11 protein-coding genes are annotated in these 16915 nt (G+C 33.2%); 1 reads left to right on the forward strand and 10 read right to left on the reverse strand.

What is annotated here, in order from left to right; genetic code table 11:
• From ACI9TV_RS03005 to ACI9TV_RS03040, 8 genes are all read right to left on the reverse strand, one after another.
• Positions 1-1771: hypothetical protein (locus ACI9TV_RS03005; RefSeq protein WP_415249277.1), on the reverse strand; the 1771-nt coding region annotated here is incomplete at its 3' end.
• 103 nt (positions 1772-1874) lie between these two features.
• Positions 1875-2456: a response regulator transcription factor gene (locus ACI9TV_RS03010; RefSeq protein WP_415249278.1), complete on the reverse strand. Its 582-nt coding sequence runs from the start codon at positions 2454-2456 to the stop codon at positions 1875-1877.
• Positions 2457-3794: an HlyD family type I secretion periplasmic adaptor subunit gene (locus ACI9TV_RS03015; RefSeq protein ID WP_415249279.1), complete on the reverse strand. Its 1338-nt coding sequence runs from the start codon at positions 3792-3794 to the stop codon at positions 2457-2459.
• Positions 3787-5946 carry a type I secretion system permease/ATPase gene (locus ACI9TV_RS03020; protein ID WP_415249330.1) on the reverse strand — a complete coding sequence of 720 codons (2160 nt, stop codon included), beginning with the start codon at positions 5944-5946 and terminating at the stop codon, positions 3787-3789. The genes ACI9TV_RS03015 and ACI9TV_RS03020 overlap by 8 nt, the downstream gene beginning before the upstream one ends.
• A 17-nt stretch (positions 5947-5963) precedes the next feature.
• The gene (locus ACI9TV_RS03025; protein ID WP_415249280.1) at positions 5964-7094 is read right to left on the reverse strand and encodes an OmpA family protein; all 1131 of its coding nucleotides are present in this window, start codon (positions 7092-7094) and stop codon (positions 5964-5966) included.
• Positions 7095-9140 (reverse strand): TolC family outer membrane protein, encoded by a 2046-nt coding sequence (locus tag ACI9TV_RS03030; protein WP_415249281.1) that lies wholly within the window; start codon positions 9138-9140, stop codon positions 7095-7097.
• A gap of 113 nt (positions 9141-9253) precedes the next feature.
• Positions 9254-9934 (reverse strand): response regulator transcription factor, encoded by a 681-nt coding sequence (locus tag ACI9TV_RS03035; protein ID WP_415249282.1) that lies wholly within the window; start codon positions 9932-9934, stop codon positions 9254-9256.
• A gap of 3 nt (positions 9935-9937) precedes the next feature.
• A complete protein-coding gene (locus tag ACI9TV_RS03040; protein ID WP_415249283.1) occupies positions 9938-12487 on the reverse strand; it encodes an ABC transporter substrate-binding protein in 2550 nt (849 codons plus the stop codon).
• Between the two features lie 132 nt (positions 12488-12619).
• Between ACI9TV_RS03040 and ACI9TV_RS03045 the strand changes: the two genes are divergently transcribed.
• A complete protein-coding gene (locus ACI9TV_RS03045) occupies positions 12620-13114 on the forward strand; it encodes a hypothetical protein (RefSeq protein WP_415249284.1) in 495 nt (164 codons plus the stop codon).
• Position 13115: 1 nt separating this feature from the next.
• Here ACI9TV_RS03045 and ACI9TV_RS03050 read toward each other — a convergent pair whose 3' ends face one another.
• Complete coding sequence (locus tag ACI9TV_RS03050) at positions 13116-13925, reverse strand: TIGR00282 family metallophosphoesterase (RefSeq protein ID WP_415249285.1); 810 nt, start codon at positions 13923-13925, stop codon at positions 13116-13118.
• Entirely contained in the window at positions 13925-16915 is a 2991-nt protein-coding gene (locus tag ACI9TV_RS03055; protein WP_415249286.1) for a DEAD/DEAH box helicase, read from the reverse strand. The genes ACI9TV_RS03050 and ACI9TV_RS03055 overlap by 1 nt, the downstream gene beginning before the upstream one ends.

Here is a 16915-nt window from a genome sequence, read left to right on the forward strand (position 1 = left end):
TTGTTCCAGCCGCAGCAGTAATTGCTACTCCATTTTCATCTACAAGTGTTACTGTATGATCAAGTGTTGCGCCTGTCGCTTCATCTACTGCATCACTGTTTGAGAGTTGTACGAATACTGTATCATCTTCTGCACTTGGAGGAGTATCAACACCTTGTTGATCTGTAATTGTTCCAGTTACTGTATCAGCTGTAGCTTCTATTGCTTCATATATTGCATTAACATCAGTTACGTTTGAGATACTTAATGTATAACTCTCAACACCCTCTGCTAAGAAATCATCCAATACTGTATTTGAAATCTGTGCTGTACCTGTCGCATCTACTGTTACTTGTGTTACTAGTTCAGCTCCAAAGTCTGCTGACTCTGTATCATTGTTTGTATATGTAAGATCTACTGTAATACTTGTTCCAGCCGCAGCAGTAATTGCTACTCCATTTTCATCTACAAGTGTTACTGTATGATCAAGTGTTGCGCCTGTCGCTTCATCTACTGCATCACTGTTTGAGAGTTGTACGAATACTGTATCATCATCATCTGTAATTGTTCCAGTTACGGTATCGTTTGTAGCTGCGATACCTTCATAAGTTCCATTTACATCACTTACATTTGAAATGTTCAGTGTGTAACCTTCTACACCTTCGGTTCCTTCTGCTAAGACATCATCTATAACTTCATTTGAAATCTGTGCTGTACCTGTCTCGCCAATTGTAACTTGTGTTACTAGCTCAGCTCCAAAGTCTTCTGACTCTGTATCATTGTTTGTATAAGTAAGATCTACTGTAATACTTGTTCCAGCTGCAGCAGTAATTGCTACTCCATTTTCATCTACAAGTGTTACTGTATGATCAAGTGTTGCGCCTGTAGCTTCATCTACTGCATCACTCTCACTCAGTTGTACGAATACTGTGTCACTACTACCGAGAATAGGTTCATCTTGTATCGTTCCAATTCCCTCTTCATCTGCGAATACAGCATTAGTACTTGCATTTGTCAATACTAGATCAAATGTTTCATCTTCTTCGGATATAAAATCATCTGTAATACCTAGGCTTATCTCAACACTTGTTTGACCAGCTGGAATGATTCCTTTTCCTTCAATTACTGGCGTAAAATCACTTTCAGAAGTAGCACTATTATCTTGTGAACTAAAGTCAAATGTTATATCTGATGAAGAAGGTTGATTGATAGACACTGTGAATGTAATCACTCCAGCATCCTCATTTACAGTCACATCATTTATACTTATTTCAGATAAAGGTATGATACCTTCATTAGCCACCGTATTATTATTTTCATCAAAAGCAGCATCACGAAGACTAGCAACTATATCCGTTTCTCCAGCATCTCTAGCAGCAAACTGACCTTCTATACCATCTGTAGTCAGTCCATCTTCTTCACCCGCGGCAGTATCTTCATCAAGAATTGCTAAATCTTCTTCATTCTCAGTATCTGTTTTATCATCTTCAAGTGCAGCTAAAACTCCTTCGGAACCATTAACATTTTCTTCTGCCAAAGCAGCTTCCATTGTTTCATCACTATGAAGAGATGCATCAAATGTTTGCTCTGAGTTTCCTGCGATAATTATTTCTTCTTTAGAATCTATCATTACAACATTGATGTACGCACTTGCAGGGTTATTTTTATCACCAAATACAGTCATATTTTCAGTAATTGTATTACCATTTTGTAGTTCCACAACATTGCCTTCTGTATCTTTTGCGAAAAACTTACCTTCTAAACCTTGTACTTTACCAATAATAGCGTCCATAATAGCGCTCCTTGAAGAAATATTTTTTTATTGTGATTAGTATAGGGAAAATTAGGAAATATTACAATTGTCCATAGGGACAATAGATAAGGATTTATGATAATTATTTAAGTAAGAGGGCTAAGCCAAGTCGATCTTTAACAGCTAGTTTTTTATATATATGAGAAGCATGTGCCTTTACCGTTCGAGGAGTAATATCGAGTTCTATAGCTATCTCTTTGTATGCAAGAGCATCTTTTAGTAAAAGTGCTACTTCTTTCTCCCGAGAGCTTAGTATATCTAATTTAAGAAGGTTATTATTTTTTTTTGAAGGAATCTCGGCTATAAGCATTGTCGTAAACTCAGGATACAACCAAATCATATTTTCTCGTATAGTCTCTATAGCTGAAATAATAAAATGATCTCGCATAAGTGCATTTCCATAGCCTTTTGCACCATGTGTTAAAATATATTTTGCTGTATCTATATTTGGTGTACGGTGAAGAATAAGAACCTTATTAGTCTGTGTAAGTTGTTTAAGTATATCTTCACATTGAGAGTTACATGCTGAATAATTTATAATTATTATAGCCCCTGTAACACTTTTAAGTTCCTCAATGTCATCAATAAGAATACACTTTTCTTTGATAGATTTTTCCCAATGTTCTGTAAGTAATATGTCATCACTATGTAATACAATCTGCATTTATCGCTCCGTAAAGGTGTATTGTTTTGTTTTAAGGATTGGCTTAAGTATATAATCAAGTACAGATTTTCGACCTGTTATAATATCAACACTTACTGTCATACCTGGAATGATTTTAAGTTGCTTACCTTGTCTTTCAAGATAATTTTTATTCGTTTTAATTCTTACAGTATAAAAAACATTTTCTTTTTGATCAGTAATAGTATCTGCACTTATATGCACTACCTCACCATAAAGACCACCATATATCGCAAAATCATACGCAGAAAATTTAACAATGGCTTTTTGTCCAAAGTAAATAAACGCAATATCTGAAGGTTTAATTTTCACTTCTACTAATAAGGTAGAATCAGTTGGAACAACCTCAAGAATATCTGCTCCAGGCTGTATTACACCGCCAACTGTATGCACAAATAGTTCTTGAACAATTCCTTTCATTGGTGAACGAACCAAAGTTCTTTTTACCTGATCTTGTAATGCTGAAGAATTTGCCCTATATCCACGTAGCTCCGATACAGATTCATTAAGCTTTAACTTTGCATCACTTTGGAAAAGTAGGGTTGTCTCTTTAATTGTACTTTGTACCTCTTTAATTGCAGAATTTAACCTTGGGATAGATAATCGTACAGAATCATATCTCTCCTTCGCTTCATTTGCCTCACGTTGAAGCTTTAAAAAATCTACTTTAGAGCGCACACCACGGGCTACCATTGGTCTTGTTATTTTCACTTCTTTATTGATAAAACTAAGTGACTTTTTCAAAGAGTTACGAGAACTTTTTGCTTCTGAGAGTTCCTGCTTTCTTTGTATTAATTGTTCTTTTAAAGCATTTAACTTTGAATTCAATTGTTGTTTATTGGTGTTGTATAAACTTTGTTCATTTTCTACAAATTGTGGAATATTTTCCATCATAATCTTTGTTACTTTAAACTTCTTTCCATTTGCTTCTGCAGTTAAACGAAGGATTTTAGCATCAAGAGCATCGGCTTTAATCGTATTTGTACTAAAAGAGGACTGTGATTTTTGATTGTCAATTTTGATAAGAAGTTGTCCTTTTTCAACAATTTGACCCTCTTTTACTAAAATTTCTTCAACTATACCACCCTCCAGATTTTGGATCATCTGGTTTTCGCCACTTGGTACAATATCTCCATCCCCTCGTGCTATCTCATCAATCTGTGCAAAATACGCCCAAGTAATAAACATTGCAATAGCTACTACCCAAAAATACATAATAGTTCTAATCTTGTTTGGAGTCGATTGAAGCACTGCAGAACTAAGAGAATGCATAAACTCATAATCTTTTTCTGTTAGCTGTTTTTCTAACCTTTTAGACATGAGAGCCTCCTCTTAACTTATTTGTAACCTCATTTTTTGGACCGTCTAAAATTAACTTAGACTTATGCATAACAATAATCCTGTCTACTAAATCAAGTAAGGTTAATTTTTGAGTAACTAAAATCATTGTTTTATCTCTGAGTTCCTCTTTTAGATGATTGATGAGTTGTCCTTCACTTGTTTGATCCATAGAATTACTAGGCTCATCCATAAGTATAATATCTCCATTACCTAATAAGGCTCGGGCAACTCCAACACTTTGTCTTTGTCCACCAGAAAGTCCAGCTCCACGTTCACCGATTGGCATTTCGTAGCCTTTTGGATGTGCATGTACAAACTCATATGTACCACTTACGATAGATGCTCGGATAACATCCTCATCACTAGGATGTCTCTCTGAAGAAATGATATTTTCTTTGAGTGTACCTTTAAAAAGATGAATATCTTGAGGCACATAGCTCATAGAGCGTCTTAAGTCTGCTGGGTCAATCTGAGAAATATCAATTCCATCTATTAGTATCGTACCGCTATCTGGTTCATAGAGTCGCAACATCAATTTTGTTATAGTACTTTTACCCGAACCAATACGTCCAATAATTGCTATTTTTTCACCAGGATTAATTTTAAAACTTACCTTCTCAAGAGCTGGAAAATCTGCACCAGGATAAGTAAAGGTAACATCTTGAAATTCAATCTTACCACTTAACTCAGGACGTTCCAAGAACTGTTGTCCTGATGGACGTTCTGCTGGTTGAGAAAGTATGTCATTTAAAGTATCATAAGATGTTCTAGCATCTGAATAATTCGATATTAGTGCCGCAGCTTGCCCCATAGGTGCAACTGTACGAGAAGTTAAAATAACAACTGCGATTAATCCACCCATAGTAAGCTCAAACTCTTGAATCATAAACACACCAAATACAACTACAAATACTGTATTTAACTGAATAAGTAGGTTTGTGATATTTGGGATAGAAGAAGATAAAAGTCTTGATTTAAGATTTTTTTCTGCTATTTCACCCGTTGACTCCTCCCATTCCCATTGCATCTTTCCAGCCATACTCATTGTTTTAACTGTCTCAATATTTTGTAGTGTCTCAATAAGAATACCGTTCTTTTTTGCTCCAGCTTCATGAGAACTCTCTATACTCTCTTGCAAAGGTTTTCTTATAAGAAGTGCATATACAAGCATAAGTATCATAGTAGTTGCAGGAACAAGCACTAAGTTCCCACCTATATAATAAATAACAACTAAGAAAATAATAGCAAAAGGCAGATCTATCACAGCTGTCATTGTGGCGGTAGTAAAAAAGGAACGAACTGACTCAAAGTTTTTTAAATTATTTGCAAAAGAACCTACAGATGCTGGATGAACTGCCATTTTCAAATCAAGTACCTTCTCAAAAATAATAGAAGACATAATAATATCACTCTTTTTACCTGCAATTTCAAGCATATACCCACGTGTAAATTTCAGAAAAAAATCAAGTATATATATAGAGATAATACCTACACTAAAAACCATCAAGGTTTCTTGCGCGTTATTAGGAATAACTCGGTCATATACATTCATTGTAAAAAGAGGTGTAGCTAAAACGAAAATATTTATCAGTAATGATGCCCACAAAACATCCGTATAAATACCACGAGATAAATTGACAGTACTCCAGAACCAATGTTTTTGTTTAACTTGAAGTGTTCTAGAACTTTGTTCACCGTATTGGAACTGACGTTTTAGCATAAAAGCAAAGCCTAAATACTCACTTTCAAGCTCTTCAACACTCATCCATTCCTCAACACCGTCTCCATCAGGATAAATGATTTTCACATCTTTTCTATCCTCCGAGAAGCTTTCAAGTATACAGGTATAGTCATTGCTAAGAAGCAAGATCATGGGAAGTTGTAGTTGAAGCATTTGCTTTACAGGGCGTTGGATAAGTGTAGATTTCAATCCTGCACGAGCTGCAACACGGGAAAAAAGTGATTTAGAGCTTCCAACAGAGAAAAGTTCTTGCGCAGCTTGCGAATTATGTACAGGAAGCCCTGCCATGAGAGCTTCTGCTGTAAATGGTTTGTGAAACAGTTTCGTATATAAAACAAGGGAATCTAAGAGAGAGTCTTGTTGTATTAAGATGGATGTAGTAGCCAATATTTTACCTTTTCTTAGGTTTAGTTAAAAAGTTTTATCTCTATACGACGATTTGTTGCACGCCCTTTTGCTGTTCTATTTGTTTCTAGTGGACTTAATTCACCTCGACCAACAGCTTCAAGACGCTCCGAATGTACACCTTCTGTTTGGAGTGCTGACTTTACAGAATGCGCACGATCAAATGAAAGTCTCATATTATCCCCAGCTTTACCTACACTGTCAGTATGTCCGACAATTCGCGCTTTATATGAAGGATTTTCTTGTAAAAATTCTGCAAACTCTGTTACTTGAGAATATACTTCAGATATAATTTTTGATGATTTAGTTGTAAAATTAAGTCTTAATTCTCTACTTATTGGACATCCATCTGCATCTACTTTTAAACCATGTATAGTGTCTGGACATTTATCTTTATAATCTAAAACGCCATCTTGGTCACTATCAAAAGGACATCCTCTTTCATCTACCTCTACGCCAATTGGCGTATCAGGACACTCATCTAAATAGTCAAGTATACCATCTTTATCACTATCTAATGGACAACCTTTTTCATCTACTTTCACACCTACCGGCGTATTTGGACAGTCATCTTTTGAGTTAAATACACCATCCTTGTCACTATCTTCATCTTTTCGAGCAAGAACATACATTGTAACCATAACACGATTGGATAAGTCTTTACTCTCCTGTGTTGTATTTGTGTAGCTTGAATCATGAGAAGCCCTGTATTCTAGATGTAGTAAATCTTTACTGATGTTATTGTCTTCCAAGTTTTTCACTACTGTTTTGGCAAATATTTCACTCTCCTGAATTGACTTCAGGTATGCTTGTGCATCTACAAGCGCTTTATTGTAGATATCAGTTTTCAAACTTGAATGCCCAATAATTTTAATCACTATATTTTTCTTTTCTTCAGTGTACTTATTAATGGTACTTACAATATCTTGAAAATCATGCTGAGAATCTTTGCTTAACATTCCAGAATGAAACTGTAAGCTGTCAAATCTTTTAATCTCAAGAAATTCACCGTTCATAAATCGATCTTGTTTTTCTGTTGCACCTTTCACTTTGTTTGAAACTACATATGGATCATCATATGTTCCTGCAATCAATGAACTAACGAATAATAGACTTAATAAATAATGTTTCATTTAGACTCCTGCATTTACTTTTTCTCTGATTATCTCAATCTCTACTCTACGGTTTTCGAATCGACCCTCTAAGCTTGCATTATCTGCTATTGGCTGAGAAAAACCTTTTCCTGTTGAAGTTAATCTGTTAGTATTTACTCCTTTCTCTTCTAGTGCTAACAATACTCTTAAAGCTCTTTGTTTAGACAGTTTCACGTTATAAACTCTGCCACTTACTTTTGTTCTACTTGTATGTCCAACCATGTGTGCTTTTAAATCAGGGTTATCTTTTAAATACTCTGAAAATTCTATAATTTTTTCATCTAAGTCTTTTGGTAATTCAATACTGTTTTTCTTAAAATTTACAGACAAGGTTAATGCTGTAGCTTCACCACTCTCATTTACCTCATAACCTTCAGGTGTTTGATTATCTGCATCAATACTATCATCTACCCCATCATTATCAGTATCTCTAGCTACCTTAACTTGACAGCCATTACTCATTACACTTGCATCTAATGGAGTGAAAGGACATTCATCTTTATCATTATATACGCCATCTTTATCATCATCTCTTCTAATTTTCTTACATCCATAGGGCATGATATTATTTTCTTTAAGTGAATTATCACATAAATCTATATTGTCGGTAATATTATCGCTATCAACATCAAGATTTATAGGCACAGTATCTAAAATTTCTTGTGCCTTCGCATCTTCATGAAGGTTTACTTTTGATGTAAATTCATCAGCTGTTCCATTGACAGCAACAACCAAAAGACCCATAGCATCAAGTATACGATACTTAGCAAACAACTGATCATATTCAGCTGAAATGATTTGAGAGCGAGAATTTATTACATCATTTTGAGCAGAAAGTAAATCAAGTAATGAACGTCTCCCTAAATCATACTCTTCTTTATAAAGTTCTAATGTTTTTTCAGAATACTTTGAATAATCTTTTAAATCTTTTAACTGATTTTGAACCATGTGGTATGCATTCCAAGAAAGATCCAATCCTTCAACAACTTGTCTTTTTAAGTCTCTTTGAATCTCAACTTCTTGTGCAATCTTACTAATGTGTTTTTGTGCATTTGCACTATCAGCTCCGCCACGAAATAGATTATATGTCATGACAACACGAGCATTAAAGCGGTCATCAGCTTGATCAAAGCCATTGCCAGTTTCATCATGATCATTGAATACTTGACTTACTTCCAAGTCTACTTTAGGATAATAATCTTTCTTTCTTTGTTTATAAAGTGATTCTGCACCTTTAATATTGTAACGGCTTACAAGTAAGGATGGATTATTTTCTATCGCATACAAGGCTGCTCTTTCTATGCTCTCAGGCATAGTTATATCAAGAGTTGGTCTTTGCATGTTCACTACATCTGGTAATCTACCTAATACTCTTCTATATTCATATTCTGCATCACGAGCATTATTCTTTTGAACACTTAAGTTTGACTTTGCTAAAGAAAGTGTAGCTTGGATCTTTTTAACTTCAGAGTCGGTTGTAAGACCTGAATCAAAAAGTGCTTGCACCTTTGTGTAAATACTATCATTTATTTGTACATTTTCTCTTGCTGTTCCAACGAGTTCATTTGTTCTCAGTACTTTTACATAAGCATTTACCATTTTAAAAGCGATGTCATTTGATTTTTCTAAGTACTTATATGCAGCCGCTAAAATACGGGAGTCCTCAAAGTCAACCTGATGTGTCGTTCCAAAACCATTAAAAAGATTTTGTGTAAAAGTAAGAGAGCTCTCATAGTTTCTATAATCACTATCTTGTACTCCATGATTCCAATCACTAGAACCACTTGTTTTTAGTTCACCAGCTCTGTTGTATCCAGCTGATAATCTAAGGTCAATTTGGGGGTAATAATCAGCTTCTGCAATATTTAAATCTTGTTGTGTCGCTCTGAAATTTTTAAGTCTCTCGAGGATTACAGGATTTGTGTTTAAACTTTCTACTATATCACTCTGTAAAGTATTCGAGTAAAGACTCGAGATAGAAACAAAACTTAAAGATATTATATATATAAAACTTTTTTGTAGCATTTATTTTCCTTTTTGATAATTAGAACTATTTATAACAGTAATGATATCTTAAACTCATGAGTAAGTAGTGAGTTTTTTACTTTATTATTAAAATTTATTATTAAAATTTATTATTAAAATTTATATCCAACCCCAAAAACATTTTTAATGACATTCTTTGGTAACTTCTTTCTTATATTTTTTATCATCGTTTTTAAAGGATCTACCTTATCTTGAGAATAATCATCCCAAGTTTCACATATAATATCGTCATAAGTAAACACATTATTGGGATTACTTATGAGTAATGCAACAATTTTTTTTTCTTTATTGGTCAAATATACTTCACCTACATCATTTAACATAGACTGAGACACTGTCTCCCAACTATAACCTTCTTGTAATTGTATGACTTGTTTTTGTATTATCTCAAACTGTGTAAATTCGCCGAGTGCTAAATCTAAACTTTGAGTTAATTCACCCCTTGATATTGGTTTTACCAAATATTTTATAAGTTTTAATTCTGCAGCTTCAAGTAAATACTTTACATCAGAATATGCTGTTAGCATAATTATTTTTACCCCTTGATCATGTTCTCTAATCCTTCTCACTAAATCAAGTCCATTTAATTTTGGTAAATTTATATCTACAATCATTATATGTGGCTTTTTTTCTTTGTATACTCGATAGCCATCTTCACCATCAACTGCTTCAAAGACGTTTAAAAAATGTCTTTGAAGATATTTCATATAATTATCTCGAATCTCTTTTTCATCTTCTACAAACAAAATAGTATATGGATGTTTATCATTCATCTTCTACTTTCCCTCCCTAATAATCTCTACAGCTTCAAGCTTAATTGTAAATGTAGCACCATGAAAATTATTTTTCACACTAAGTGCACCACCTAAACTTTCTTCAACAATAAGCTTTGATATATAAAGTCCAAGTCCTGTTCCTTGTGACTTATGTTTTGTTGTATAGTACGGTTCAAAAATTTTATTATGCAAGTCTTCAGGAATACCTCCTGCGTTATCACTAATTGTAATTGTATTCACAGAAGAAATTGCATTTATTTTGATAGTTATTTTTCCTTTTGAACGTTCTTTTTCATGTATTGTATCTATCGCATTATTAAGTATCGATATAAATACTTGTTGTAATTCACTTGGGTACCCATAACAATTATGCTCAGTAGCAAGGCCACGTACAATTTCAATTTTATTTGAAGCTATCTTTCCACTTAGTACTTCCAAGGACCTATCTAGAACTTCTTCGATATAAAAATATTCTTTTTCTTTGTTTTGATCGAAAAAGTTCTTAAAATCTTCTATAGTTCTTGACATATATTTAGTTAAAGATTCTATTTCAAGTAACTTATCTTCTAATTCTTTATCATGAATATCTTTCACATCAAGGATGTCATCTATAACAAGTACACAAGAGTTAACTTGAGAAAGAGGTTGCCTCCACTGATGCGCAATATTTTCAATCATTTCGCCCATAGCAACTAACTTACTTTGATGAAACATCACTTTATCTTTTGCTTTTGCTTTTTCAAGTTCTTTTGCAACTTTTATTTTCAATTGAGTATTTGATTGTTTCACATAATATATTCTCATAGCAATGAATAAAAAAACAATGAAGCTTATCCCTAAAATCTGGTAAACAACAGTATAGTCAGACCTTTCTTCATATTCTAAACCTAACCATTTATCTCTAATTTTTTGTTTCTCTTCTTCACTCAAACTTTGCACTACTTTTTGCAAAATACTATGAAGTTTTACGTCATCATCCCTTACACCCAAATGCAAAGACTTTTTTTCATTAAAATAATTTCCTATTTTGAAATGTAAATTATCTTCAGTTTGAAAAAAATAATCAATGGTAAAAGCATTATCAATAAAACCATATACTTCACCGCTAGAAACCTTAGCAAAACCTTCTTTCATATTTTCTACTTCAAAGACTTCAAGATTCGGGTACTTATCTCTCATAAGTTCAACTTCCCCATAATCTCTTACAATCGCGATCTTTTCATTCTTTAAATTTTTCATATCTGTAAGTATTGGTTTATTAGTTCTAGTTATAAGGACATTTGTAAAATTAGTATATGCCTTTGTAAAATTCAAGAATTTTTTTTTCTCTCTCGTTTGAACAAGCATACTTAAGATATCACACTTTTTTGCTTTTGCAAATCCTACTGATTGACTCCAACTTTTAGTATGGTATATTTCTATTGGAATTCCCAATTTTTGTCCAAAAAGTTCTAGAAAATCTGCATCTACCCCTATATACTTTGCATCTACAATAGCAGAGAATGGCATCCAATTTGGATCAACACATGCCGTTATATACTCTTTCTCTTTCAAGTATTTTTTTTCTTCTAAAGAGAGTATATTATTTTCTTCTTTTGCCTTAAAAATAAACTTATCTATATCAAATACTTTTTTCGTGTCTACAAATCCAGATTGCTTAAAGTTGTCTGCAATTATCTCAACTTTATCATTATCTATACTTCCTATTTTATGTACTTTTGTAAGCATAATTTGCTCTATTTGTTTTGCTTCAAATAGCAATGCCTTTTTAGATTTATTTTGTGTGTTATATTTTTTTAAAATAAGTTGGACAGCTTCCTCTTTATGCAAAAGCGCATATTCCCACCCTCGTATAGAAGCATCTCTAAATTTTTCAACTCTTGGAGAATGTTCTACTGACTCCTGTTGTGATGTAAATAAATTTGCATCATAGTACTTTGCACCATACGTAACAGGGCTAAAGATATTATATTCTACACCAGACTCTTCTAAAAGAAATAGTTCATTTGTTATAAACACACTCATAGCATCTACATCTTTGTTAATAAAAGCATCCACACTAAAACTTGGGGGCAGTGTTTGGATGTCTTTATCTGAAATTCCAAATTTATCTAACATTGTATAGAGAGTTATATTGTCAATATTATTTGCAAGTCCTTCAATCTTAGAATCTTTGAGTTGAGACAAAGAAGTTATCTCTTTTTGTGTAATAAGGACAAGGGGACTTTGCTTAAAAAAATTTGCTACAAAGACAATAGGTTTATCATTTAGATAGTCTACAATAATTGATGAATACCCAAGTCCGTATTGTGCCTTTCCACTTGTAACCGAATCTACAACGTCTATATTTTCATTAAACTCTATAAATTCTACATCTATCCCAAGGTCTTTATAAAAACCTTTTTCTTGAGCCATATAGAACCCGGCAAATTCAAACTGATGTTTCCACTGAAGCTGTAAACTTACTTTTTGTAATTTATCTTCATTAGCAGATAGAGAAGTACTTATTATACATAACAAGGCTATTGCACATATATATTTCAGAATCATCTCTACCTCTCTTCTATTATTTGTCTTATTATAGTCAAAAAATATAAGTAATTAGTGAGTTTTATAAAATTTTAAGTATAAAAGATTTATAATTGTAGTGGATAATTTTAGTTCAAATCTTAAGGAGTTCCTGTGTTTGTATCATCGTATAATACTTATGTTCAAACAGACTCCTCTGTAAAGGACGCAAAACAGAAACTCCAAAAACCGAATTCTAGTTCTGACTCTTTTGCTCAAAAATTAGCGCAAAAAACACCTACCGCAAACTTTACTTCCTCTCCTATTCCTGCTGAATTTATATCTAAGAATCAAGCAAATATAAATAAGCAAAACTTAGAATTTCAAAAAGAACAAACAAAAAATCCTCAAGATGTATCTGCAAAAGAAATCAAAGAAACGCTGAAGAAATTTTCTGCAAACAATTCTTTAACAAGTGCAAAAAATGCCTATGAAAATAGTAACAAAATGTATTTTCTATTTCCTAAACAAGCTATAAGCATAGATCAAACTCCAAAAATGGATAAAAACTTGCCACAAGAAGCATACGAAGCTAAAGAGTTAAATATGCGTCACAAAATGGTAAATACTTATGTATCAAACGACAAATATTACCAAATCACTGCCTAAACTACTCTTCCACCCAAGCATCAGTTTTTAAACATTTTCCATCGTCAAACTGTTTTAATTTAAATGCCTTAGTACACTTCCCTGCATTTATATCCATTACAGCTATCTGAAGAATTTTTTTACATTTCTTAGGAATATCAAAATGTCCCCGCATCCCAGTTAAAAACTGCTTTAAGGGAACTTTCTCATCCATCCCAATAACATTATCTCGACAACCTGTAAGACCAATATCACTTAAGTATGCGGTGCCTTGTGTAACCTGAAAATCATCTGTGCTTACATGTGTGTGTGTTCCAATAATTCCACTCACTTTACCTTGAAGTAACATCATCATTCCACGTTTCTCACTTGTGGCTTCAGCATGAAAATCTATAAAAATATTTTCTACTCCATCTTCTTGTAAAGCTTCCACGGTACTTTGCGCACATCTAAATGCATTATCACACATTGGCATGGAAAAATGCCCCATTAGATTTAGGACAGCTAGTTTTTCGCCTGCAACTTCATACGTTTTACAACCAGTACCAGGAACACCATCAGGGTAATTATGAGGACGAAGCAGTTCATGTGTTTCAAACAAAGGAATAATATCTTTTTTATCCCACGTATGATTTCCACCACTCATTACATCAATTCCATAAGAGACAAGTTCATTCGCATTTTTTAGTGTCAAACCAAAACCATGGGAAGCATTTTCATAGTTTGCTATAACAAAATCTATTTGATGTTCTTCTTTAATTTTTGCTAAATAACTCTTCAATATATCACGACCAGGACGACCTACAATATCACCAATAAATGCGATTCTCATTAAAGTACCTTTCTTTTGTTATTTCTTAGATAGAACAGTGTTACTTTTATGATGTCATCATCATCTTTAGAATCTGCTTTGATACTCTCTTTTGAGTTATTAAAGTAGGTAAAAGTTATATTTTGTCCATAGTTCATGATAGACTTGATATCTTTTTGTAATGCAAGAAGTTTGATAACCATTAACTCAATAAACTGTTTTGTTGGCATATTTAATTCACCAAATCTATCTATGAGTTCTTCTTCAACTTCATAAATTTCAACTGCTTCTTCACATTGTGCCAAACGTCTATAAATATCTAAACGCAATCTATCTTCAGTAACAACTTCATCTGAAATATATGCCGAGATTGTTAGTTTGATATCTACTTTTATTTTTTTATTTTCTTGCGTATTACTTAATTCTTTTATAGCATCTTCCAACATTCGAAGATAAAGTGAATATCCAATATTTTTTATGTGGCCACTTTGTGCATCCCCAACTAAGTTACCACCACCACGTATTTCTAAATCATGATGTGCTAATACTGAGCCAGAACCTAAAAATGAGTTTGACTCTAATGCAAGAAGTCTTTTTTTAGCATCATCCGTAAGCACTTCTTTATTCTTCACTATGAAGTAAGCAAATCCTTCTACATGCCCACGTCCAACACGACCACGGAGTTGGTGTAAATCTGCCATTCCAAATCTATCAGCACCATCTATTAAAATCGTATTTACATTTGGCATATGGATACCTGATTCTATAATGGAAGTTGCTATCATTAAATCATACTCCCCTGCTTCAAACTTTAATAACTCTTTTTCAGTTTGAACTGCTGGAATTTTTGAGTGTAACATTACAACTCTCAGCTCAGGTAAAAGTGCTTTTAATTCACCTAACTTTATAGGCATATGATCAATAGAGTTATGCACATAAAAAACCTGTCCACCACGACGAAGTTCTCTTAGTATTACCTCTTTTACAAGCTTCTCTTCATATTCCTTAACAAATGTTCGCACACCCTGTCTTTCACTTGGAGGAGTTAAAAGTTGTGACATAGTTTTTATAGAACTAAGTGCCTGATTGAGTGAGCGAGGAATTGGCGTTGCACTCATACTTAGCATATGCACATTATGGTACAACTCTTTAATTTTTTCTTTTTGCTTTACCCCAAACTTATGTTCTTCATCTATGATGACAAGCCCTAGTTTTTTAAACTCTAGTGCAAACAAAGAATGTGTCCCAACTACAGCATCAATTTCTCCAGATGCAAGGCCTTTTATGATATTCTTTTTATCTTTAGTAGATACAAATCTATCTAGTTTTGCAATCCTAATTCCTAGTGCATCAAAGCGCTCAGCTAAAGAACGATGATGCTGAGAGGACAGTAATGTAGTAGGAACTATTAAAGCTGTTTGGTAACCAGATTTATATGTCGCAAAAATAGCGTTCATAGCTACTTCTGTTTTACCAAAACCAACATCCCCACTTAAAAGTCTATCCATAATATGACCAGATGATACTTGCGTAAGAATCTCGTTTATTGACTGCGATTGATCCTCTGTATATTCAAACCCACTTAAGGCTTGAAACTCTTTTAATTCTTTTTTATTTACACTGATTTTTGGAGATTTTATAAGAGCACGAGCGGCAGCTGTATTTAAAATAGCTCCAGCAATTTCAAAGAGTCGTTTTTTAACCTTCTCTTTTAACTTTCCAAAGCTACCCTTTCCTAGTCTATCTAAAACTGGTGTTGAGCCTCCAGAAGCAATGTAACGGTCGATAAAGTCAAGGTTTTCTACAGGAAGGAGTATCTTATCATCGCCAATATATTTAATAACTATAAAGTCTTTAACCCCTCCAAGAATTTCCATCTGTTCAATATTTTCAAAAATACCTACACCATAATCTTCATGGACTACATAATCACCTTTTTTCAAGTCATCTAAAAGAATTGCAGACTTTCTACGTCGTCTTTTCTTTTCTGGTTTATTTAGCGAAATTACAAGTTCATCTTTAGAAATTATATTTAAAATATAAGGAGCATACACTTGCGTAATATTTCCTAAATCAAATATTCCCATCTGTTTCATTACAGCTTTATTTGAAGCAATAATTGTTATTTTTTTATTTTTATGTACTTTTAAAAGTGAAGTAATGTCAGCAACAATTAATTCTTTGTAATCATCTGAATCTGGGAGTTCATCTAAGTTAAAAAATTCACGTGGGACTTGAGGATCATTGATACCATAAGCATCTATTAAAACTGAGTCTAAATTACGAGAGAGTTTGGTGTTTTTATTCTCTAAAAAACTTGAAGATAAATCTTCTAGATGCCAAAAACCAAGTGATGCTATATCTTTACTCATTGAATCAAATTCTGAGGACTCTACTTTTTTATGTAAAGCATTGAAATTTTCTTCATTAAGTGAATAAAAAGCACTTGTAATTTCAAAATTACTCAACTCTTCACCAATAGTTCTTTGAGATTCTAGCTCAAAAAACTTCATCTGCTCAATCGTTTCATCGAACAAAGAAATACGTATTGGATGTGAAGCAGAAGGGACATATATATCTATAATATCCCCACGAAAAGAGATTTCACCCTCAACCTGTACCATATCTACAAATGTGTATCCCCAAAAAAGCATCTTCTCTTTAAAAGATTTTAGTTTAATATCTTCACCAAATTCAATAGTGATTGATTGAAGTAGTTCTTCTGAGGGGAGATGAAAGAGTAATGTTTTAAGAGGTGAAATAATTAAAGGTTTTGTTTTAGCTTTATAGTACACTCTTAATTGTGAAAAAAGTTGGTGGAGTTCTTCTTTGTAAACACGAAGATCATCTCCAAAGCTTGGACGAAAGTCTGGAAAAACTACGCTCTCTTGTTTAAAAAACGTAGCCACACTTTGTAATTCTTCAGCTTCTTTTGAATCTTCGCATATGAGTAATTCTAAGTCTTTTTTCTTAGAGGTTTTATAATATTCGTATAGAGAACTTTGTGACAT

The organism is Sulfurimonas sp. (assembly GCF_047622445.1).
Lineage (GTDB): Bacteria > Campylobacterota > Campylobacteria > Campylobacterales > Sulfurimonadaceae > Sulfurimonas.

Coding starts and splice junctions, on each gene's coding strand:
- ACI9TV_RS03010 (WP_415249278.1), bottom strand. CDS start 2,456: ATGCAGATTGTATTACATAGTGATGACATATTACTTACAGAACATTGG.
- ACI9TV_RS03015 (WP_415249279.1), bottom strand. CDS start 3,794: ATGTCTAAAAGGTTAGAAAAACAGCTAACAGAAAAAGATTATGAGTTT.
- ACI9TV_RS03025 (WP_415249280.1), bottom strand. CDS start 7,094: ATGAAACATTATTTATTAAGTCTATTATTCGTTAGTTCATTGATTGCA.
- ACI9TV_RS03030 (WP_415249281.1), bottom strand. CDS start 9,140: ATGCTACAAAAAAGTTTTATATATATAATATCTTTAAGTTTTGTTTCT.
- ACI9TV_RS03035 (WP_415249282.1), bottom strand. CDS start 9,934: ATGAATGATAAACATCCATATACTATTTTGTTTGTAGAAGATGAAAAA.
- ACI9TV_RS03040 (WP_415249283.1), bottom strand. CDS start 12,487: ATGATTCTGAAATATATATGTGCAATAGCCTTGTTATGTATAATAAGT.
- ACI9TV_RS03050 (WP_415249285.1), bottom strand. CDS start 13,925: ATGAGAATCGCATTTATTGGTGATATTGTAGGTCGTCCTGGTCGTGAT.
- ACI9TV_RS03055 (WP_415249286.1), bottom strand. CDS start 16,915: ATGTCACAAAGTTCTCTATACGAATATTATAAAACCTCTAAGAAAAAA.